The organism is Variovorax sp. H27-G14 (genome assembly GCF_046156345.1).
In the GTDB taxonomy this organism is placed as follows: Bacteria; Pseudomonadota; Gammaproteobacteria; order Burkholderiales; family Burkholderiaceae_C; genus Variovorax.
Map to the genome: position 1 here is coordinate 56,126 of NZ_JAYLVN010000016.1, position 21,417 is coordinate 77,542.

General features: G+C 63.6%; 21 protein-coding genes. 8 read left to right on the forward strand and 13 right to left on the reverse strand.

Translation table 11 applies throughout. From position 1 onward, the window contains the following. Positions 1 to 16 precede the first annotated feature (16 nt). On the forward strand, positions 17 to 415 hold the full coding sequence (locus tag VLK31_RS27460) for a hypothetical protein (protein ID WP_409171643.1): 399 nt from the start codon (positions 17 to 19) through the stop codon (positions 413 to 415). 26 nt (positions 416 to 441) lie between these two features. Here the strand turns inward: VLK31_RS27460 and VLK31_RS27465 are convergent, their stop codons facing one another. Then, the gene (locus tag VLK31_RS27465; RefSeq protein ID WP_409171644.1) at positions 442 to 1,122 is read right to left on the reverse strand and encodes a J domain-containing protein; all 681 of its coding nucleotides are present in this window, start codon (positions 1,120 to 1,122) and stop codon (positions 442 to 444) included. Position 1,123: 1 nt separating this feature from the next. Further along, on the reverse strand, positions 1,124 to 1,849 hold the full coding sequence (locus VLK31_RS27470) for a hypothetical protein (RefSeq protein ID WP_409171645.1): 726 nt from the start codon (positions 1,847 to 1,849) through the stop codon (positions 1,124 to 1,126). 137 nt (positions 1,850 to 1,986) lie between these two features. On the opposite strand from VLK31_RS27470, the gene VLK31_RS27475 reads away from it, so the two are divergent. Together VLK31_RS27475 and VLK31_RS27480 are read left to right on the forward strand one after the other, a co-directional pair. Then, entirely contained in the window at positions 1,987 to 2,898 is a 912-nt protein-coding gene (locus VLK31_RS27475) for a hypothetical protein (RefSeq protein ID WP_409171646.1), read from the forward strand. Between the two features lie 9 nt (positions 2,899 to 2,907). Then, entirely contained in the window at positions 2,908 to 3,276 is a 369-nt protein-coding gene (locus VLK31_RS27480) for an ankyrin repeat domain-containing protein (RefSeq protein ID WP_409171647.1), read from the forward strand. A 9-nt stretch (positions 3,277 to 3,285) separates the two neighbouring features. Here VLK31_RS27480 and VLK31_RS27485 read toward each other — a convergent pair whose 3' ends face one another. Further along, complete coding sequence (locus VLK31_RS27485; protein ID WP_409171648.1) at positions 3,286 to 4,842, reverse strand: type IV secretory system conjugative DNA transfer family protein; 1,557 nt, start codon at positions 4,840 to 4,842, stop codon at positions 3,286 to 3,288. Between the two features lie 708 nt (positions 4,843 to 5,550). Here VLK31_RS27485 and VLK31_RS27490 point away from each other — a divergent pair. Continuing rightward, positions 5,551 to 5,886, forward strand: coding sequence for a hypothetical protein (locus VLK31_RS27490; protein ID WP_409171649.1), 336 nt, complete (start codon positions 5,551 to 5,553; stop codon positions 5,884 to 5,886). Continuing rightward, positions 5,883 to 7,430 carry a relaxase/mobilization nuclease domain-containing protein gene (locus VLK31_RS27495; RefSeq protein WP_409171650.1) on the forward strand — a complete coding sequence of 516 codons (1,548 nt, stop codon included), beginning with the start codon at positions 5,883 to 5,885 and terminating at the stop codon, positions 7,428 to 7,430. Before VLK31_RS27490 ends, VLK31_RS27495 begins: the two co-directional genes overlap by 4 nt. A 6-nt stretch (positions 7,431 to 7,436) precedes the next feature. Here the strand turns inward: VLK31_RS27495 and VLK31_RS27500 are convergent, their stop codons facing one another. After that, positions 7,437 to 8,354: a nucleotidyl transferase AbiEii/AbiGii toxin family protein gene (locus tag VLK31_RS27500; RefSeq protein ID WP_409171651.1), complete on the reverse strand. Its 918-nt coding sequence runs from the start codon at positions 8,352 to 8,354 to the stop codon at positions 7,437 to 7,439. After that, a complete protein-coding gene (locus VLK31_RS27505) occupies positions 8,351 to 9,094 on the reverse strand; it encodes a type IV toxin-antitoxin system AbiEi family antitoxin domain-containing protein (protein ID WP_409171652.1) in 744 nt (247 codons plus the stop codon). The genes VLK31_RS27500 and VLK31_RS27505 overlap by 4 nt, the downstream gene beginning before the upstream one ends. Positions 9,095 to 9,343: 249 nt before the next feature. On the opposite strand from VLK31_RS27505, the gene VLK31_RS27510 reads away from it, so the two are divergent. Continuing rightward, a complete protein-coding gene (locus VLK31_RS27510) occupies positions 9,344 to 10,981 on the forward strand; it encodes a peptide chain release factor 3 (RefSeq protein ID WP_409171653.1) in 1,638 nt (545 codons plus the stop codon). Between the two features lie 15 nt (positions 10,982 to 10,996). Here VLK31_RS27510 and VLK31_RS27515 read toward each other — a convergent pair whose 3' ends face one another. The 3 genes from VLK31_RS27515 to VLK31_RS27525 all read right to left on the reverse strand — a co-directional run bounded on the left by VLK31_RS27515 (position 10,997) and on the right by VLK31_RS27525 (position 13,826). Then, positions 10,997 to 11,800 (reverse strand): ABC transporter permease, encoded by an 804-nt coding sequence (locus VLK31_RS27515; RefSeq protein ID WP_409171654.1) that lies wholly within the window; start codon positions 11,798 to 11,800, stop codon positions 10,997 to 10,999. 194 nt (positions 11,801 to 11,994) lie between these two features. Beyond that, positions 11,995 to 12,771, reverse strand: a complete 777-nt coding sequence (locus VLK31_RS27520; protein ID WP_409171737.1) for an ABC transporter permease — start codon at positions 12,769 to 12,771, stop codon at positions 11,995 to 11,997. Between the two features lie 59 nt (positions 12,772 to 12,830). Further along, positions 12,831 to 13,826: an ATP-binding cassette domain-containing protein gene (locus tag VLK31_RS27525; protein ID WP_409171655.1), complete on the reverse strand. Its 996-nt coding sequence runs from the start codon at positions 13,824 to 13,826 to the stop codon at positions 12,831 to 12,833. A gap of 113 nt (positions 13,827 to 13,939) precedes the next feature. Here VLK31_RS27525 and VLK31_RS27530 point away from each other — a divergent pair, with 113 nt between their 5' ends. Continuing rightward, positions 13,940 to 14,779: an HAD-IIB family hydrolase gene (locus VLK31_RS27530; protein WP_409171738.1), complete on the forward strand. Its 840-nt coding sequence runs from the start codon at positions 13,940 to 13,942 to the stop codon at positions 14,777 to 14,779. 4 nt (positions 14,780 to 14,783) lie between these two features. Here VLK31_RS27530 and VLK31_RS27535 read toward each other — a convergent pair whose 3' ends face one another. After that, entirely contained in the window at positions 14,784 to 16,049 is a 1,266-nt protein-coding gene (locus VLK31_RS27535; protein ID WP_409171656.1) for an MFS transporter, read from the reverse strand. Between the two features lie 89 nt (positions 16,050 to 16,138). On the opposite strand from VLK31_RS27535, the gene VLK31_RS27540 reads away from it, so the two are divergent. After that, entirely contained in the window at positions 16,139 to 16,735 is a 597-nt protein-coding gene (locus VLK31_RS27540) for a TetR/AcrR family transcriptional regulator (RefSeq protein WP_409171657.1), read from the forward strand. A 6-nt stretch (positions 16,736 to 16,741) separates the two neighbouring features. On the opposite strand, the gene VLK31_RS27545 is transcribed toward VLK31_RS27540, so the two are convergent. From VLK31_RS27545 to VLK31_RS27560, 4 genes are all read right to left on the reverse strand, one after another. Next, positions 16,742 to 17,890, reverse strand: a complete 1,149-nt coding sequence (locus tag VLK31_RS27545) for a Fic family protein (protein WP_409171658.1) — start codon at positions 17,888 to 17,890, stop codon at positions 16,742 to 16,744. Between the two features lie 110 nt (positions 17,891 to 18,000). After that, on the reverse strand, positions 18,001 to 18,972 hold the full coding sequence (locus VLK31_RS27550) for a Bug family tripartite tricarboxylate transporter substrate binding protein (RefSeq protein ID WP_409171659.1): 972 nt from the start codon (positions 18,970 to 18,972) through the stop codon (positions 18,001 to 18,003). 149 nt (positions 18,973 to 19,121) lie between these two features. Then, positions 19,122 to 20,162, reverse strand: coding sequence for a histone deacetylase family protein (locus VLK31_RS27555; protein WP_409171660.1), 1,041 nt, complete (start codon positions 20,160 to 20,162; stop codon positions 19,122 to 19,124). 45 nt (positions 20,163 to 20,207) lie between these two features. After that, entirely contained in the window at positions 20,208 to 21,257 is a 1,050-nt protein-coding gene (locus VLK31_RS27560) for an ornithine cyclodeaminase (protein WP_409171661.1), read from the reverse strand. Positions 21,258 to 21,417 lie beyond the last annotated feature (160 nt).

Sequence of the window (21,417 nt, forward strand, 5' to 3'; positions counted from 1 at the left end):
AGAAGAGGAAAACGCCATGATCGCCCCCGATGAAATTCCACTACGTTTGCTCAACTCTCGCGGTGTCTGCGAGTCGACGGATGCGCGCATTCGCGCGCTGCTCGTCGATCTCGAAAGGGAAGGCGTTACTCCAGAGATCATCGCCAGCAGTCAGGCCCGCGTGCTGCTCGGCTTTTGCGCTGAACACGCCCGCAACATCGAGAATTACGGGTGGATCGCCACCAAGCTGATGGCGCTCACCGAGATGTTGGAACTCCGGCACTCTGAAGCCTCATACAACAACTGGGTCGGCCGCTTCCTCGGCCGCCAGAAGCGCCTCTACAACGAGGCGCGGTTCCGGATGAAGGCGGACATGGAGCCGCCGCCGCCGCCGCCCTTCGCGCTCGTCATTGCCAAGACGCAGGGCCAAGCTTGAAGCAGGTGAGGGTTGAAGCAGCAGCTTCATGCCGCACCGTTTTCTTTCTTGAGGATCGCCATCGCCTCGTTGATCAGTTGCGCGAAGTAACGTTGCGGGAATTGCTTATCTGGATGGCAGATCAGCATCAGCTCGCGGTAGCGCACCTTGACCTTTTTCATGTCGCGCGCTTCGTCGGCGGTCAGGCCAAGGATTGACAGGGCGCGCTCGAAGGCGAGCATGTCCTCCGGCATTGCTGCGCTCTGCCCGTTACCCTTGAAGCTTTTGAGATCCTCATCCTCGGCACGCGCCGCTTCCTCGTCAGCGCGCCTGGCCGCCGTGAAGGCTGCAAAGCTGGCGTGAGTCCGGTAACCGTCGCGCGTGTAGAGGTAGCCGTCGCGCAGCCGCCGCCTCGACAAGACGACGCTGGCCACGAAAGCGCGGCACGGCCGCGCTGCGACGGAGAGCACCGCAACTGCGATGAGTTCGAAGGCGATGCGCGCACCGCCGAGCAGTGCCAGAGCTGATCTCGCCCCGGCGGATTCAGTAGCAGGGCCGAGGGCTTCCAGAAATTTGTTGAAGCGGGTCCAGAGTTCCTGCGCGGCCCCGCACAGGAAGCCGATGACGACTCCAAAGAGCAGCAGGATTCCGGCAAGGACCATGACCCATCCGGCAGGCTCCAGAGCGCGAATGCCTCCGGCGATGGTGTTGGCGATGATTTCGATCATTTTAGAAACCCCCCGCAGCCTGGTGATCACGGCCGGCGTCCCCGAAGCCGCCTGCGCCGCGATCCTCCCGGTCGCCCGCGCCATGGAAGGCGTTGCCCATGCCGGCAGCCTCGTTCAGCAGCGCATCGCAAAGCGCGAGACGCTGCAAGATCAGCTCTGCATCTTTCAAGGAGTAGACCTCGACGAGGTCACGGCGCGTGGTGCCGTGCATCAAGCAAACGTGGTAGCTGTCCGCGTAATACGGCTTCAGGCGAAGAACCTTGCCCTTGGCACCGGCCTGCGCAATCTTTTCCTCATGCGCCCGTTGTTCGTCTTGCGCCTTGTCGTGGACGTACAGCACGAAGCTATGGCTGTAGCGCCGGTCGTAGCGCTTCAGTCGCCAGCCGATGCGGACCAGCGCATCGACGCTCATCTCGATGTTGGTACGTTGGCGAAACAAAGCCGTCACTGTCCAGCCGGCCATGAAGTAGACGGCGCATGCAGGCACGGCCACGACACACCCTGCCATCCAGTTGAAGTCATTGGCGAACACGGTGAACACTACAAACAGCATCAGTGCGCCGCCGACGAACGACTTGATGCTGTCGACCGCCTTGGCCCGAAGCGGCGTCAGGACCGAGGTGCGGATTTTGAAGACGGGCAAGCCGTTCTTGTCGCGGCTCATACGCGTGGCCGGCTTGCCGGCTAGAGGCGAAAGGAAACGATGGGACTTAACTTGTTCGGCCATGTTGAACTCCAGAAGTGGTTCCAACAATGTCCAAGATCAGGAGTGCTCGTTTCCACCGCCACTCCTCGATCAAATAGTATGCGATCCATGCTCCCGAAAGCTAAGATCGTCCACGAATCTTCCGAGGAGCCCTTGCAATGGCAAATGGTGGGGCCGAGAAATGGCCGAAAGATTACCCCGACTGGCAGGCGGCGAAGATTCGCGCGCGCTTGCAAGAATATCGCGATGACAATGCTATAAAAGCGCGCACGCTTCCGATTTCACAACTTATATACAAAATACAAGAATGCCCTGCTTTACTCCCAGAAATGTTTATTGAAAACGGAGAAAAGCTTGAAATGGATGACGAATGGCTTCGTAGATTTACCAAGGGTCAGAGCGGCCTGGAGTTCTTACGGGTTGAAGCTTTAAAAATCTTTCTCGTACATGAAAACTATTTCGCTGCTGAAGAACTTGAGGACGACAGCGGCGATTTTGGTGAACTTTACAGCATGTTTGGTTTCATGGGGCGCGCCGATAGCGCAGCGCTGAACCGTGCAGCTTCCATGGCAGCGACCTATTTAAACGAAAGCGATCTCGCACGAGGCAAGCCCAGCGCAATTATCTTGCAACTGGAACCTCATCGCATAGATGGGCTTTTTTACGCAAAAGAAATTTTTTCAGACGTTGGTGAGCAAAAACTAATTGCCCTCAGGACACAGGCGTCACGAAACCGCTACTCCGCGGTGGGGCGGATACGAAAGGGCTTTGCCTTTTTTTCAACAAAAGCAAACGCACTACACGTATTCTTGCGAGGTGCCGTGCCGAGTGACAGAATTCACGTTATCGAAGCTGGAAAGTACGATAACAAAGCAATTATCGAGCTATATCGATTCGGAGGGGTACTAGAAGTGCCGCCAAGCGCGATAGAGCGCTTTCCGTCTGTTGGCCCTCTCAAATTTGTACCGACGGGAGAATCTTCTTCTAAAATTCCCCTTCACAAAGAAAATCCTTATGCGAAAGAAGCTGCTGAGAAAATGCAGCGGGCACGTTTAAACAAGCTTCATTAGGAGTGCGCCGTGTCAGAACTGTCTATTGAAGAACTGCGTTTGGCTATTGCGGATGGCGACTCTTCCCCCTTACTAGATGCCGTCCATCGAAACGATATCGAACGTCTCAATATGCTGATTAGTTTCGGTGCCGATGTAAATATTTTTGACGACGAGTATCGGATGACGCCACTTCACTATGCTGCGAGCAGTGGTAAGCGGGGATGTCTCAAGGCTCTCATTAATTCCGGACGGTGCGACTACACGTTGCTCGATAGATTTGGTCGAAGCGCCGCTACCGTTGCTATCGAGTGGGGCGAAGATTTTGCGGCAGGTCGGCTGCTCGCACGAAAGAAGCTCATACAGGAGGTTCAAAGGCGAGGATCACTTCTCGCCTAAGATCGATTATTAGAGTCCAGAAAGAGGTCCTGTCGGATCGTAATACTCCACCCGCTGCAAGAGTAGAGGATGGTAGCCAGCCCAGATCACTAGCTGCCGGCGCAAGCGATCGCCGCGCGAAAACAGCCGCATGACCTCGTCAGGCGTGACCAGGTCATGCAGTTCGTTCGTCTGAGTGCGCCCGGACAAGCCCTCGCGCGACTGGTCCGGAGAAACCTCGCCTCGGCGCATTGACTCAATCTGGGTTTTGCCAAGCCGACGCGAGATGTACTCAGCCGTCGTCAGGTCGTTATTGCCAAAGAACTGAAGAATGCCGGCGTTGCCAGCGAACGTCTCCCAGCGGTCGCCGTACAGGGCCTTGCCTTGGCTCCAGTCCTGGAGGATGAACCAGAGCTTGACCCCGAACGATGCGATCAATCCAGCCGCAGTCTCAAGCTGGCGCATGTAGCCGAGGACCGGAAACTCATCGAGGCAGGCGAGGACCGGAACCGGTGGCTTTGTCTTTTCCCGTTCCATTGCGTCAAGCAGCTGATTGACGAAAAGGCGCATCCAGCGTTTCGAAATCTCGGCGCGCGTTGCCGGAAAACACAGATAGATCGTTACCCCGGCCGGGTCTGATTTGAGCTCGCCGAGGTCGAAGCTGCTCTCCTTCAGCACATTCCGAAACGCCGGGTAGTCCAGAAATTTGGTCTGGCGGTTGACGGTTGAGAGCACACCCGCGATTTCAGTGTCGCCTTTGCCGTAGAAATCGAGCGTCGCCGCAGTCAAAGCGTGGGCGATCGCCTCGGTCGCCTCGTCCTTTTCAAGCTTGACCGCGGCGCGCAGCATGCCCTCGTAGAGGTCGGGCTTCGCGCCGCGCTTTTTTGGCGCGCCCTCTTGCGCCGGGTTATCCGGTACAAAGAGTGCGCGGGTCAGGCACTTCCTGACCGTGATCAGGTTGCGCTTGCCTTCAAACTTCGCATCGACTGCGACGTAAACGATGACGCCTTCAATGAAATTTCTGGCGCTCTCGTCCCAGTGCGGGTCCTTCGCATCAGGTGAGGAGACCACCAGTGCCTCGGCGATCTGCGCCGCGTCCTCCAAAAAAGTATCGCCATCGGGACGCAGCACGGACATCGGGTTATAGGACGCGCGAAAACCGGCGACGCTCGGGCTCGCCTTCTTGAATGGATCGAGCACATAAATTTTCTGTCCGAGCCTCGCGCGCCGCTGTGCTGTCAGCTCTGCCAGTTCGCCTTTGGGGTCGGTGGCGAGGACACTCCCTTTATAGAAAAGCAGGTTGCTGACCAGCCCGACCGACTTGCCGGCCCGCGACCCGGCAACGGTCATGATGTGGCGATCGTCCTCAATGCCAATCAGCGTCTGGTCCAGTCGCCCGATCAAAACTTTTGACTTGGGCGCGAGCGGGTCGTAGGCAATCGTCGCGTTGCCGAGGATCTCGCGAGGCTCCATCCAGCGTGCTTCAGGCGCGCGTTGCTGGCGTACATCTCTCGTCGTCACACCGCGTGGAACATCGCGCGTGAAGTCTTCGGCGTTGATGGAGGAAGTGCTTAGGTGCTTGGACATGGGCGGCTCCGTACTCTGGTTTAGGTAATGACGATATTCGGCACTTTTCCATGCCGTACTCCTCCGCTGCTCCACCCGAAAACAATGCAAGCCGGGATCGCTGCGAACCAGTAAAGACGCAGGCAGATCGAGGCTCCCTGAATCTTCGTCGTCTTAGGAAAGCTTTAAGAGCTATGCCGATAGCCTTGAAGAAGAGGAGGAAGAAATGCGAGCGAAGCGAGCCACAAGGTGTGCGTGGTGTCACCTATTCGGTGACCCCACGCGCACCTTGCTGAGGGGGCTTCCATCCCCCTGCAGACTCCCCCTGGTACCCCGTCCGTCGACCCGCTTTATTGCGGTTCTTTGGGACAGGGTTGCAACGTTTCGGCGTTCCTATCCCGACCAAAGGAGACTGCGCTCTCCTCTGGACACCATCGCGCAGGGGCACTTCGTAGCCCCATGCACCCTTGACCATGGGCTGTCGCGCCCCTGGACCCACGACCGGTGTTCGGCACCGGCTTCGACCAGCGGGAGACTTCCGCTCTCCCATTGGATGCCCATCGACCAGGGGCTCATCGCGCCCCGGGGACCTGGCGACCGGTGTTTCGCCGCCGGCTGCGATCAGGGGCGAGTTCGCACTCCCCTGAACCCCATCGACCAGCTTCCCGCAGCTGGACCCGCGAGGAACGCAAGGGGAAGCTTCTGCCTCCAGCTGCTTATGGTGACACCATGAGCCGCAAGCGCCGCGATCCCACCATCTCCTTGAGACTGCCGGAAGGCGGGCGGGCCGATCTGGATGCGCGGGCGCAGGCTGCCGGCAAGACACGCAACGCCTATATCGTCGAGGCGGCCCTCGGGGTCCGGACTTCCCGCAAACGCCCGGTCCCGTCTGCCGAGAAGACGATGTTCGGGCTCATCCTCGCGCATGCGGCCGGCGCGAAGATGATCGCTGCGCTGTTGCAATCGCAGCTTGACGATCGCGTGCGGCTTCAGCTGCGGGAGTATCTGCAGCATCTCGACGACATCAGGACCTGCGCCATGCTCGGGCTCGGCAAGGACCCATGATCCCGTTTGCGTCCCAGCGCGGCGGCGGGCAGGACCTCGCCACGCATCTCCAGAACGCCTACGACAACGAGATCGCAGAGGTGGTCGGAATCCGGGGTGCGGTGGCGAGCGACCTGCACGGCGCGTTCAAGGAATGGGAAGTCCAGGCTGAAACGCTCACGCGTTGCCAGAAATTCCTCTACAGCATGTCAATCAACCCGGACCCGGCGCAGGGTGAGCTGACGCGGGACCAGTATCTCGAATACATCGCTCGGGCCGAGAAGGCGCTCGGACTTGAAGATCAGCCGCGTGCCGTTGTCTTCCATACCAAGCATGGCCGAGAGCACTGTCATGTGGTCTGGTCGAGGATCGACGCTGAGCACCAAAAGGCCGTTCATATCGCCTTCGACCGCGAGAAGCTGATGCAGGTTACGAGAGAGTTCGCTCGCAGCAATTTCCTCGATCTCCCTGGCGGGTATGACAAGTCGCGACAGAAGGGTCAAGACAGCCTCTACGAACGGACGCAGCAGAACGAGACGGGTCTCACCAAGGCAGATCACAAGACTCGCGTGACGGAAGCCTGGCGTCATAGTGAGGACGCCCGGTCATTCGTGCAAGCCCTGGCGGAGCGGGGCTATATCCTCGCAACGGGCAAGCGTCCCTATGTGCTGGTAGACCAGTACGGCGGCATGCACGCTCTGGCAAAGCTCATCGACGACAAGACAGTCCGGACGAAAGATCTGCGGGCGTTCCTGTCGAAAGATTTCCCGGAAGATTCCCTGCCCAGCGTTAAAGAAGCTGAAGCGCTTGCGGCGAAGCACCGCATGCAATCCGAGCGGGCGGTAAGGGCTGAGCGTATTGCCGGGCGCTTGGCAGAACTGAAGCAGGCACAACAGATTCGCCGGCTGGCGCACACGCAAGAGCGTGTTGCGCTTAATCGTCACCATCAAAGCGAGCGGGAAAAACTGATCGAGAAGCACCGGAGCGAGCGTCATACGCAGCGACGGGATCACGTTGCGCGGATGGAATCAATCAGGGTCAAGCGCCAAGAATTGCGCGTCGGCGGACTTGCCGGATTCCTTGGAAAAGTAACGGGCGTGACCGCAATTCGCAGGGCCGTTCACCGCTATCAGGACGGCAAATATCTGGCAGTACAGCGGCAGCAGCGCACGGTTCTGGCGAAGGGACAAGCAGCAGAAAAGAAGGAAATGGCGGCGCGGCAAAACCGTCAGACTCTCGCGGCGGAGAAAAAATTTAAATCGCTGGAAAAGATCGAGCAGCGTGAGATTGCCGCATTGCAACGGGACGAGAACAGAAAAGAGCGTGTGACAAAAAGGGGTGCTGATAATGAGATGACCCCGGTGGTTGTTCATCTCGACAAGGCGGACGCTGCCAAATTAGAGATTAACAACGAATTTAAAAAAGCTGCGGAGCCCGAACACCGAGAGGTTCCGGATCTGCGCGGCGCATTCTGGCGCGCTTCTGATGAGCGACGAGAGGCAGATGATCGGGATGATGATCGCGGGCACGATTTAGAAAAAGACGGCCCGGAGCGCGGCCGCTAAGGCACCCTATGCCTGAAAACGCTCGTTGAGTTCGCTGTATTGAAGAGCAAATCCTTTCGGATTTTTTTGGCGAAGCTTTTCAAGGTTTAGCAGCTTCCACTTCAGCGCCGGGAGTTCGTTCAGCGACACAAACGGAAGCTGGCCCCAATCGGGTTCGAGTTTCACCAAAGACAGGAGGAAGTCTTTGTGCTTTCGCGTCAGGGCTTTGGGCAGATCAGCTTTCAATCGCGTTCTGGTATCAAGCAGGGTTTGAAGTTCAACCTCATCCATCGTCATTCCGCGAAAGTGGCTTTCGTAAATCTTTTCGAATGGTGCGTCGGTGCTGAACAGCACCTCATGCACCGGACGGCCGTGACCGGCGAGATAGGCGACGAAGCAATCGACAAAGCTGCTGTCCAGACCATACTTTTCGTACATCTTCAGAACGTCAAAGATATCGCGCGGATGCTGGCGATCCATCGCCGCCACCAGCTTGCTGCCATATAGCTCTGCGCGGTCCAGCATTGGCACAGTCAGATCCGACGTAAACATCTCCTGCGCTGCGGCCGCCAGCGGGACGGTCTGGACGGGGAGCAGCGTTCCCCGGAAGACGTGATTGACCTCAATCTTGACCTCAGCCTTGCCGTCACTGATGAATAGCTTTACGTCTTCGCCGCCAGGCTTTCTCGGCATCGTCACGGACAGGCCTTGTGCTTCGAGCGTCGCAGCGCTCGTCTTCAGATCCGCCTCGATTGCGGCAAGGGCTTCGTCGCGAGTCAGGGAGGGATCGGTGAAGACAACATCGATATCCACAGAGAGGCGCGGCATGTCCTGCACGAAGAGATTAAGTGCCGTGCCGCCTTTCATCGCGAAACGCGGTGATTGGAAAACCGCAGGGGCCGCTTCAATCAGCAACCGGACGGTATCGATGTATTCCTGCTTCATGCCTTGAGGTCCAGGCGTTCGCCACTTTTCGTGACTGCGATCCAGCGCGCGCCGCCGCCCTTTTTCTCGCTATAGGTTTTGGCAAGCGCTGCCCATGGCAGATCAAGCTCTTCTGCAAGCACCCGCGCGAGGCGAACGACCTTGGTGCGGGTCGTATGGGCTAGAAGCTCTTCCAGGACGGGCAGACGAAGGCTGCGCATGTTCTCTATGAGATCCCGCGTGTCTTGCAGCGTGTCGGTCTTGCCGACATCGCTGAGCGCCTCAAGCAGGGCACGCTCCGGCGCTGCGACCATGACGCCGGGGTTGCCGCCAGGCAAAGGTTGAAGCGCGAAGCGTTCGGGCAGGCCAGGCCCGAAAAGCTTCGTGGTCTGATAAGTGCACTCGAAACGCGTGGTGAACCATTCGGGCAGCCGCACCTGCTTTGCTCCCCAGAGCGTGATGACCTCACGAAAGCTCATGTTGTGACGGACGCCGCGCCAGCTGAGGGCCGTTTTTCCGCCGACATGCAGTCCTGCGTGACGGCGCATCAGATAAGCGAGACAGCCGTCGCGCGTCAACGTGTCGCCTGGCAGCATGTAAACGCCGCGCCCAAGATGGGTGAGCCAGCCCCCCTTTGCCAGATGCGAAGCGTGAAAGGCGCTCATGCCGTGATCGTTCAGGAACGCTGTATCAAGCGGGGCTCCACGGGGGAGAACCGTCAACAGTTTCTTGAATGAAAACGATGCGTCAGTTGACTTCATAGATCAACTATTGCATTTTTTCTATTCTTTTGCAAGAAGGGCGTTTGAACCATATGCGGCCGTTGCCCTCTCAATTCAACAATTGCATATAAATCAATCGATTGCCTGAGGGGGTGCCGCTTGCAGGCTGCGCGGTTTGGCCCCGTGTCAGGACCCGCGACAATAGAGGGGTCATCCGGGCAGCGGTCACGCGACCACTACCCCGCCATCTGTGTACATAAACGTGTACATACTCGCGAAAAACAAGATATGTCGAACCCTACATTCCTAGCAGAGACGCGGCGTAGACGCACTTTTGCTATCATCTCCCACCCTGACGCCGGCAAGACCACGCTGACCGAAAAGCTGCTGCTGTTCTCCGGCGCGATCCAGATCGCCGGCTCTGTGAAGGCGCGCAAGGCCTCGCGCCACGCCACCTCCGACTGGATGGAAATCGAAAAGCAGCGCGGCATCTCGGTGGCCTCTTCGGTCATGCAGATGCTGTACCGCGACCACGTCATCAACCTGCTCGACACGCCCGGCCACAAGGACTTCTCCGAAGACACCTACCGCGTGCTCACCGCCGTCGACTCGGCGCTGATGGTGATCGACGCGGCCAACGGCGTGGAAGCGCAGACGCGCCGCCTCATCGAGGTCTGCCGCCAGCGCGACACGCCCATCATCACCTTCGTCAACAAGATGGACCGGGAAGTGCGCGAGCCGCTGGACATCCTGGACGAGGTGGAGCGCGAGCTGGGCATGCCCTGCGTGCCCATGACCTGGCCCGTGGGCCAGGGCAAGAGCTTCCGAGGGATCATGAACCTGCGCACGCACACGATGACGGTGTTCGAGTCGGGTAGCGAGCGGCTGCCGCACGACTTCGAGACCATCTCGCTGAACGAACGCGAAACGCTCACCAAGCGCTTCGGTGCCGATTTCGCGTCCGCGATGGACAGCATGGAGCTGGCCACCGGCGCCTCGCCCACCTGGGACCGCGAGGCCTTTCTGGCCGGCAAGCAGACGCCCGTGTTCTTCGGCTCCGGCGTGAACAACTTCGGCGTGATGGAAGTGCTCGACGCCCTGGTCGACCTGGCGCCGCAGCCGCAGTCGCGCACCAGCACCACCATGGTCAACCGCCAGCCGGTGGTCAAGGAGATCCAGCCCGAGGACAAGGACTTCGCGGGCGTGGTGTTCAAGGTGCAGGCCAACATGGACGCCAACCACCGCGACCGCATCGCCTTCGTGCGCATGGCCTCGGGCAAGTACACGCCGGGCATGAAGCTCAAGGTGCAGCGCACCTCCAAGGAGCTGCGCCCCACCAGCGTGGTGACCTTCATGAGCCAGCGCCGCGAGGCGGTCGAAGAGGCTTACGCGGGCGACATCGTCGGCTTCACCACGCACGGCGGCGTGCAGTTGGGCGACACCATCACCGATGGCGCGAGCCTGCAGTTCACCGGGCTGCCGTTCTTCGCGCCCGAGCTGTTCATGACCGTCATCTTGAAGAACCCGCTGCGCACCAAGCAGCTGCAGCAGGGCCTGGCCCAGCTTGGCGAAGAAGGTGCCATTCAGGTGTTCCGCCCCGAAATCGGCGGGCCGATGCTGCTGGGTGCCGTCGGTCAGCTGCAGTTTGAAGTGGTGCAGCACCGCCTGAAGGCCGAGTACGACGCCGACGTGCGGCTCGAGGGTTGCCAGTACACCGGCGCGCGCTGGATCACCGCGGACACCCCGGCCGAGCTGCGCGAGTTTCTCAACGCCTACCCGGTGCGCATGGCCAAGGACGCGGCGGACACGCTGGCCTTTTTGTGCACCTCGCCGTACGACGTGCGGCTGGCGCAGGAGCGGTTCCCGAAGATCCACTTTCATCCGCTGCGCGAGCATGCGGGCTTGGCGCTGCAGAGCGCGGGCTGATGCAGTGAAGGCGGGTTAGCTTCCCGTCGAGGCGTAGTGGCGCAACCCGAAGCGCCAAGCCCCGAAGGCCGCCGCGAGGAACACGAACCCCGCGAGCGGCGACACCCAGCCCACCCACCCGGGCGCCCCCAGCGGATCGGCCTTGCCCAGAATTGCCAGCACCGGGTAATAGGCCACGCAGGCCAGCGGCACGATGAAGGTCAGCACGTGGCGAAACCACTGCGCGTACAGCGCCAGCGGAAACTGCGCCGCCTGCACGCCGCCGTAGGTGAGCACGTTGGCGATCTCCAGGCTTTCGACGGTCCAGAACGACAGGGTGCCTTGCAGCACGAGGATGCCGAGGAACAGGGCCACGCCACCCGCGAGCGCGAAGAGCGCGACGGCCACGGTGTCGGGGGTCCAGGCGAGGCCGGTCTGCGTTGTGCCGAAGGCCAGCACCAGCACGCCTTGCAGCAGTCGACCCAGGCGGCTGATGCGAAAGTCGTGTCCCATCAGTTGCAGTGCGAGTGGGCGCGGGCGCAGCAGCAGGCGGTCGAACGCGCCGGTGCGCAGAAATTCGGTGCCCAGCACGTCGAAGCCGCGGCCCAGTGCGTCGGCGATGGCAAACATGCAGTTCACCAGGCCGTAGAAAACAGCCACCTCGCCAAGGGTCCAACCTTGTACTTCGCCGAAGCGGTGGAAAAGGGCCCACACGGCGACGACCTCGATACCGGTCGCAAGGAACTGCCCGAGCGTTCGCATCAATGCCGATGCGGGGTGACGCGCCTGGCCGCTGAGCGACGCTGCTACCAGGCGGGTGAAGAGGGTCAGGGAATTCATGTCATTGCTTTTGTTGCTTGGGGCATGTGGTCGGAGTTGTTCAGGGCACGTGCACAGGCCGATGGGGTGCCTTGCGCAGCGAAATAAAGGAGGAGGGGCGCAGCCCCGGGGGACATTCGCGGAGCAAGGCACCCCGTCGGCGTGAGCGTCGCCCTGAACAGCGACTGCATCGCATCCAAAAACAGCACTTCACACTAGCCCCCCTGCACTTCCAGCCGACGCATCGTGCGCGCCATGGCGACACGGCCGACCGCGACGAGCACCAAGATCCAGAAGCACTGCAGGCCCAGCCCCATCAGCACCTGCGGCCCGCTCATCAACCCGAAATACAGCCTCGCCGGAATATCGACCACCCCCGCGAACGGCTGCAGCAACAGCGCCGTCTGCCATGCATCGGGCAGCAACGCCAACGGCAACAAATTGCCCGAGAACACGATGACGACCGGACCCGCCAATGCGTTGATGCCGCGCTCGGTCAGCGCCGCGGCCGTCGCGATATTGAGCAGCATCACCATCGAGGTCGACAGCAACAACGCCAGCACCGTCGACACCACAAACGCGACGCCCGCCGCAACGCTCACCGGCGGCTTCCAGGCCCAGTCGCCCAAGCCGGCCAGCGGCAACGCAACGGCCGCAAAGGCCGCCATCAACGCCACGCGCGGCAACACGCGCGCCGCGATCCAACCCGCGCTGCGCACGAACCACAACGCATACGCATCGACCGGGCGCAGCCGGTCGTAGGCCACCGAGCCGGTGCGCACGGCCTGCGCCACCTCCGGGTCGCCGAGCCACGGCAACAGCGCGAGCAGACCTTGCGCGAGCCAGCTGTAAGTGATGGCCTGCGCCAGCGACATCGGCGCACCCGCCATCGACGCGCCGCCATAGAACGCCGCCAGCACCATCACCTTGATGCCACCCCACCAGCACTGCGTGGCAAAGCCCGCGAGCGCGGCGGCGCGGTACTGCAGCATCTGCAGAAAACGCGATGCGAAGGCCGCGGTATAGGGGCGCGCCAGTTCGCGCAAGGCCCTCACGCTTCGCCCGCTCCATGCAGGGCATAGAAGCGCGCGATGACGGCCTCGATGGCCAGGCCTTCGAGGCGAATGTCTTGCACCACATGCTCGGCGGCCATGCGCGCGATCAGCGCGGGGGCCGTGGTGACGGTGGGGTCGAAGTCGAGCACCAGGGTCTGGCCGTCGCGCGAATGCACCCTGGCGCCGGCCACCTGCGCGGGCAGCTCGGCGCCCTGCGCAAAGTCGACCACCAGCCGCCGCTCGGCCATCACCTGCGCGCGCAACGCCTCGACCGGGCTGTCGGCCAGCACGCGGCCGTGGCCGATGATGATCACGCGCCGGGCCAGCGCCTCGATGTCGTGCATGTCGTGCGTGGTCAGCAGCACGGTGGTGCCGCGCTCCTGGTTGGCGCGGCGCACGAAGTCGCGCACGGCCAGCTTCGACGGGGCGTCCAGGCCGATGGTCGGCTCGTCCAGGAACAGGATGTCCGGCTCGTGCAGCAACGCCGCAGCAATTTCCGCGCGCATGCGCTGGCCCAGCGACAGCTGGCGCACCGGCTGGTCGAGCACGCGCTCCAGGTGCAGCAGCGCGACCAGCTCGTCGCGCGTGCGGCGGTAGCGCGCGGGGTCCACGCGGTAGATGTCGCGCAGCAGGTCGAAGCCGTCGCCCACCGGCAGGTCCCACCACAGCTGCGTGCGCTGGCCGAAGACCACGCCGATGCGCGCCACGTGGCGCTCGCGGTCGGCAAAGGGGTCGCGCCCGTCGACCGTCACGCGCCCGCCGTCGGGCCGCAGGATGCCGGCAAGAATCTTGATGGTGGTCGACTTGCCCGCGCCGTTCGGCCCGATGAAGCCGAGCAGCTCGCCACGCTCCAGCGCGAAGGACACGCCCGACAGCGCCTCCACCGTGCGATGGCGGCGTTGCACGAGCCCGCGCAGCGCGCCCAGCACGCCGGGGTCGCGCTCGGAGATGCGGTAGGTCTTGAGGAGTTGGTCGACGACGATGTGAGACATGGAAGAAAAAGCCGCGCCGCCCTCGAGGGTACGAGGCTGTGGCGGGGGGCGGGATGCTACCCGAAAGCGCCGTTAGGATCGCTGCTCCCCACAGATTCCCGGCCATGCTTTCGATGCCTTCGACGTCTTCCCTGCCCTCATTGCCCTCCTTGGCCCAGCACCTCCTGCCCCTGACCCAGTGGGACGCGGCCGCGCGCGGCGCGCTCGTCGGTGTGTTCACCGACATCGACGACACGCTCACCCACGAAGGCGCGATCACGCCCGATGCACTGCAGGCGCTCGCCGACCTGAAGGCCGCCGGCCTGTCCGTGGTGGCGATCACCGGGCGGCCGGTGGGCTGGAGCCTGCCGTTCGTGACCACCTGGCCGATCGATGCCATCGTGGCCGAGAACGGCGCGGTCGCGTTGCTGCCCCAGGCCAATGGCGGAATCGAGAAACGCTACCAGCAGAACGCGGCCACGCGCGCCACAAACTTCGAGCGCATGCAGGTCGTGCTGGCGCGCATCGAACGCGAGATTCCGGGCGCCGCCCGCGCCACCGACTCGCCGGGCCGCGAGACCGACATTGCCATCGACCACAGCGAGTTCGTGCAACTGAGCGACGCCACCATCGCGCAGGTGGTGGCGCTGATGCGCGACGAAGGCATGCACGCCACCGTGAGCAGCATCCACGTCAACGGCTGGTACGGGGACAACGACAAGCTCGAGGGCGCGCGCTGGATCACGCGCGAACTGTGGGGCCGCACGCTGGCCGACGAGATGGACCGCTGGGCCTACGTGGGCGACTCCACCAACGACCAGCTGATGTTTCGCAGCTTTGCGCACAGCATCGGCGTGGCGAATGTGGCGCGCTTCGTGCCGCAGCTGGCGCACCTGCCGCGCTATGTGACGCTGGGTGAGCGCGGCACCGGGTTTGCCGAAGCGGCGCGCGCGGTGCTCGCGGCCCGCGCCTGACGCATCAGCCGCCGACGGGCGGGTCGCGCCGGTCGGCGCGCGCACCCGCCCACTGGCGCCACGTGCCGAACACGGCAATCACCAGCAGCACCGCCGCATAGCCCTGCGCCGTGGTCAGCAGCCCCAGCGGCGCCACCAGAAAACCCGCGAGCATCGCGGGCAGGCTGAACGCCAGGTAGCTCACCACGAAGATTGCCGCGAACAGCTCACCGCGTTCGTGCGACTGTGCAAGCGGCGCCAGCGTTTGCACGAGCGCCGAGAACGCGCCGCCAAAGCCGATGCCCGCCACCGCCGTACCGACGAAGAACAGGGCGAGCGAGCGCGTCGCCAACGACACGAGCAGCAGCACCAGCCCGAGCACCATGCTCGCCATGCCGACGATGGCCGGACGCGGCGCGGCCAGGCGGCCCAGCAAGGTCGGCGCGATGGCGCCCATGCCTGACAGCACGGCCACCGTCAGCCCGTTGACCAGGCCGTTGTCGATGCCGAATACATGCAGCATCAGCGAGGGGGCCAGCGACAGGAACAGCCCGCCAAGCGCCCACACCACGACGAACACCGGCACCCCGCGCATGAACTCGGCCCGTGCCCTGGACGGGATCGACACGCGCGGCACCAGCGAGGCCAGCGCACCGGCGCGCGGCGTGACGGTTTCGGGCATCCACAGCACCACCACCGCGCCCACCGCGAACACCACGGCCAGGCCGCCGAACACCCACATCACCGGCTGCACCGAGAACTTCACCGCCATGCCCGTCAGCAGCGCGCCCACGGCCAGCCCGGCCAGCGGCGACACGCTGGTGATCAGCGCGCCCAGCCGTTTGCGCGAGGCCGGCGCGGCCTCGACCACCGCCGCGCTCAGGGCGCCGCTGGCAATGCCGGTGGCCACGCCCTGCACCACGCGGGCGAAGATCAACCCGCCGATGTCGTGCGCCAGCAGGAACAGCCCCATCCCCACCGCCTGCAGCACCAGCGCGCCCAGCACCACCGGCCGCCGGCCGATGTGGTCGGACAGCGAACCGGCCACCAGCAGGGAGACCAGCAGCGCAATCGCATAGATCGCGAAGGCCACCGTGAGCATCGACGACGAGAAATGCCAGGCGTGCTGAAACACCACGAACAACGGCGACGGCGCGCTGGCCGCGAAGAAGAACGCGAACAGCACCGCGGCCAGCAACACGAAGGTGACGCCGCCCGGCAGGCGCCAAGGCTTGGCCCGTGCAGCGAGCGCGGCGGTGCTGACGGCAAGGTCGGGGCAGGTGGAGGGCATGTCGGATCCTTAATGCAACTTTTTTCGCTTTTGTGATTCTAGACTTGGGAAGCATCTAAAGCAAATATCTTTGCGTTAAAGTCCGAAACATGAACGACGTCGCCCCTGCATCTCTTCCGAACCAGCAGACCAACAAGCGCCCCGGCGGGCGCAGCGCGCAGGTGCAGGCGCTGGTGCGCACCGCGCTGGAGGAACTGGTCGCCGAACAGGGGCGCGAGCGCGTCACCGTGCCGGCCGTGGCGGAACGCGCGGGCGTCAGCGCGTCCAGCATCTACCGGCGCTGGGGCGACCTGCAGGGCTTGCTGGCGGAAACGGCCACCCACAAGCTGGACCCGAACCGCCCCTTGCCGGACACCGGTTCGCTGCGGGCCGACCTGGAAGCCTGGGCGCGCGAACTCATCGTGCACCTGGCCCAGCCGTGCAACACCTCGTTGTTGAAAGCCGCCGCCGCGCTAGCCAACGGCGATTCGGACACCGACTGCCTGCGCAACCGCAGGAAGGAGGCGCTGACGCTGGTGGAACAGGCGCGTGCCCGCGGCGAGCATGCGCCGCAGGCACAGCAGGTGATCGATCACCTGATTGCGCCGATCGTGTTCAGGCTGGTTTTCGGGGGGGAGCCGGTGCAGGCGGAGTTGGCGGGGCGGCTGGTGGAGGAGTTGTTTGCGATCGGGGCGTCCGAGCGTTGATGGCACTCAGCGCGTCAGCAGCGCGATGTACGCCTGATAACTGAAGCTGCGGTTTGTCCGTTGCCCAGTCACCTCCGCCACGATGCCCAGCTCCTCCAGCAACTTCACGGCGGCATTGGCCGTGGGAAAACTCGTTTCGAGCTTGTGGCGCACGCGCTCCACGGTGAAGCGCGGCATGAGCGGCAAGAGCTCGAACAGCCGGTAGCTGATCGGTCCGGATTTGGGATGCTGCAGCAGGCGCCGGCGGTCCGCCGTGACCAGGCTGGCAACGGCGACCACGCCGCGCTCAGCGTCGTTAGCCGCCACGGCCACGCCCTCGAGAAAGAAGCTCACCCAGCCTTCCCAATCGCCGTCCGTGCGAATGCCGGACAAGCGCCGGTAGTACTCCGCCTGATGCTGCTTGAGATAGCCGCTGAGGTACATCAAAGGCTCGGGCAGCAGGGCCCAATGTTCCAGCAGCGCCGCAATCAACAGGCGGCCGATGCGGCCATTGCCGTCGAGGAAGGGATGAATGGTCTCGAACTGCGCATGCACCAGGGCAATCTTCACCAGAGGCGGCAGCGCCGAGGAAGGCTCCCCGTGAATGAAACGCTCCATGCCGGCGAGCAAGCTGGCGACGTGTTCCGCCGGCGGCGGCACGAACACTGCATTGCCAGGCCGCGTGCCACCGATCCAGTTCTGCGACCGGCGCAATGCGCCGGGTTGCTTGCCGGTGCCGCGCGCCCCGTAGAGCAGGAGCGCATGGGCGTCGGACAGCAATCGCACGCTGATAGGCAACCCGTTGGTACTGCGCAGGTTGTCTTGCACCAGACGAAAGGCGCGCAGGTAGTTGGTGACCTCCTCCACGTCGTCGGTGTTGCGAACGGCAATGCCGGCTTCGTCGTCGAAAAGGTCGATCAGCGTTGCCTGGGTGCCTTCGATCTGGGAGGTAAGCAGCGCCTCCTTGCGGATGGCGCTGTAGAGCAGCCAGTCGACCGATGGAACCAGCCCAGATACGCCAGACAACCGGGCCAGCGCCAACTCCGCGACACGGTTCAGTTCGGTGAACGACTCCGGCGCCAATGCCGGCTTGCGCGGCGGCAGCGGATGAGGCACGAACGCCTGTACTGCTTCACCCAGCGTGGTGGAAGTGGCGTACGTGCCTGTGCTGCGCATTGGATGAAAGCCTTCTTGAATGGACTGCCGGCATATTAAAGCAATCTTTAATTGCTGCCGTCTTCATGAAAGCACGCGATAACAGCCGTGCGTGCGAAATGCACGCCGGCTCACTTCTCCTTGGCCAACCCCAGCTTCTCGATCACCACCTTCTCCTTCACCACCGTGTCCTGCGCAAACTTGGTGTACGTCACCGAACTCATGTAGTTCGGCAGCATGTCGTAGCGCCCCAGCGAGGCCACGTAGCTCGGCTCTTCCATCGCCTGCTTGAACGCGTCGTGCAGCTTCTTCACCACCTCGGGCGGCGTGCCCTTGGGGGCGCCGATGCCGAAGGGCGAGTTCTGCACGATGTCGTAGCCCAGTTCCTTCAGCGTCGGCGCGTCGGGGAACTTGGCCAGGCGCTTGTCGCCCCAGGTGTTCAGCACGCGCAGCTTGCCGGCCTCGACCTGCGGCGCAAAGCCGGTGCTGTCGGCGGCGGCCATCAGCTGGCCGCTGACCACGGCCAGCATCAGGTCAGCGCTGCCCTTGTAGGGCACGTGCTGCAGCTCGATGCCGGCCTTCTGCGCAATGATTTCGGTCGTCAGGTGCGGGCTGGTCAGGTTGCCGGTGGAGCCGTAGGTCAGCTTGCCGGGGTTGGCCTTGGCGTAGGCGACGAAGTCGGCCCAGGTCTTGAACGGGCTGTTGGCGGGCACCACGATGCCGAAGGCATAGCCGGTGACGTTCAGCACGTACGTGATGTCCTTCAGCGGGTCCCAGTTGATCTTGGTGGTGTAGCCCAGCCGGAACACGCCCAGCGGGATCTGCGCGACGGTGTAGCCGTCGGGCTGCGAGGTCTGCAGCGCCTGCGCGGGCAGCGTGCCGCCGGCACCGGGCTTGTTGTCGATGATCACCGGCTGGCCGAGGATCTTGCTGGCGTTGTCGGCCAGCTGGCGCATGGTGATGTCGGTCGGGCCGCCGGCCGGGAAGGCAATGACCAGCTTGATGGGCTTGGCGGGAAAAGCTTGTGCGAAAGCCGCCAGCGGAGAAACGAGGCCGCACGCGGCAAGCGTGGCGGCACAGAGGAGAGATGAGCGGCGCAGCATGGCTGACTGGATCCTGACTTGAAGAAGCGCCGATTGGGCCTTGCCAGGTCGGCAAAGGCAATCGGGGCTCCCCTGATTGCCCGCCAAAAACAAGGCCATTTCCGCGTTCAGAGTCACCTGCGCGTCAGCGCACCACGGCGTGTCAGTCGCTACACCTGCGCGAAGCCTTCCAGCACGTTCACCGCGTTCACGCCCACCTCGGCCACCGCGTACCCGCCTTCGAACACGAACACCGTCGGCAGGCCCGCGCGCGCCAGGTCTTCGCCCAGGCGCAGGTAGTCGTCGCTGCGCAGCTTGAAGCCGGAGATGGGGTCGCCCTCGAAGGTGTCGACGCCCAGCGAGACCACGAGCGCGCCGGCTTTCACTTCGGCGATGCGCGCCAGCGCGGTCTGCAGCGCCGCGCGCCACGCCGCGAAGCCGGTGCCGCGCGGCAGCGGCAGGTTGTGGTTGAAGCCTTCGCCCTTGCCCGCGCCGCGCTCGTCGGCGTGGCCCAGGTAGTACGGGTAGTCGGTCAGCGGGTCGCCGTGCAGGCTGGCAAAGTGCACGTCGTCGCGGTCGTAGAAGATGGCCTGCGTGCCGTTGCCGTGGTGGTAGTCCACGTCGAGCACCGCAACGCGTTCCACACCCGCGTCGCGCAGCGCCTGCGCCGCGACGGCGGCGTTGTTGATGAAGCAGTAGCCGCCGAAAAAGTCGGCGCCCGCATGGTGGCCCGGTGGCCGTGTGAGCGCAAAGGCGGCGCGCTCACCGCCGATGACGCGCTGCGCCGCAGTCCATGCACAGGCCGCGCCGTGCCGCGACGCCGCCCAGCTGCCCGCGGTCAGCGGCGTGCCGGCGTCGAAAGAAAACAGCCCCATGCGCGCCGGAAAGCTCTTCGGCAACACGTCGGTGCGCATGCCGCGCGTGGGCCAGTAAGACGGCAGCACGTCGCGCGACACGTTGGACGGGTCCAGCGCCACCCACTCGCTCCAGGCATGCGCAATGAAGTCCAGGTAGCGCGGCGCATGCACCTTGGCCAGCAGCGCGTCATCGAAGGCGTCGGGCGCCTGCAGCAGGCCGAGCTTGCGGCGCTCCAGCTCATGCTTCACATGGTCGACGCGCGCGGGCACCTCGAAGCACGGCACCAGCTCGCCGCGGAACATCTCGACTTTGCCTTGGTGGAGAACGTGCTGGTCGTTGTAGATGGTGAGCATGAAAGGCAGGGCCGGCAGCGGCAGCGGTGGTGATGAGGCCGCCCATCATGCCGCACGCCGCAGCACCGCCCGGCGCCGGCCGGAGGCGGTGAGGCCGAACAGGTCCTTCGGGTCGTCGAGCTCGGGCACCAACGCAATCTGCTGCCCGATGCCGCGCTCGGTGGCCATGCGCTGGATGTAGCGCAGCGCCGTGTAGTCCTCCAGCGCAAAGCCGACCGAATCGAACAGCGTGACCTGGCGCGCGTCTTCGCGGCCCGGCACTTCGCCCAACAGCACGCGCCACAGCTCGTGCACCGGAAAGTCGGGCGCCACCTGCTGGATCTCGCCCTCCACGCGGGTCTGCGGCTCGTACTCGACGAACACGCGCGCCATGCCGATCACGCCCGGATGCAGCTCGGTCTTGCCGGGCGAGTCGCCGCCCACGGCGTTGATGTGCATGCCGGGCTCGATCATCTCGGGCGTGAGCACCGCGGCGTTGCCCTGGTACGCGGTGATGGTGGTGACGATGTCGGCGCCGCGCACCGCGTCGGCCACGCAGGCGGCGCGCACGATCTGCAGCGGCGTGCAGGCCGAAAGGTGGCGCACCAGCTTGTCGGTGGCATGTGGGTCGGTGTCGAACACGCGCACTTCCTCGATGCCCAGCAAGGCATGAAAGGCCAGTGCCTGGAACTCGCTTTGCGAGCCGTTGCCGATCAATGCCAGGCTGCGCGAATCGGGCCGTGCCAGTGCCTTGGCGGCCATGGCCGAGGTGGCGGCCGTGCGCAATGCGGTGGTGAGCGTGAGTTCGGACAGGAGCACGGGGTAGCCCGTGTCCACCTCGGCCAGCACGCCGAAGGCCATGACCGTGGGCAGCCCCACCTGCGTGTTGTGCGGATGGCCGTTGACGTACTTGAAGGCATAGGCGCCATCGTCGGCCACGGGCATGAGCTCGATCACACCCAGGTGCGAATGGCTGGCCACGCGCGCCTTCTTGTCGAACTCGCGCCATCGCAGAAAGTCGTCGCGCAGCGCGTCGGACAGCGCGGCAAGAAACTCGGGAACCCCGGTCTCGTCGACCAGGCGGACCAGGCTGTGAACATCGATGAAGCGGGTCATGACATGGCTCCTTGCGTAGCCCCGCCGCGGCGCTTCACCCTCTCGGAGGTTCACTCCACCATGGCTGATTCAGGATGCGCCTGGGCCAAGGGTCGAAGCCATTGTGCGCCGGTTCGCGCTGCTTCGGGCGAACGTGGACAGGCCTCCTAAAGGCCTATGC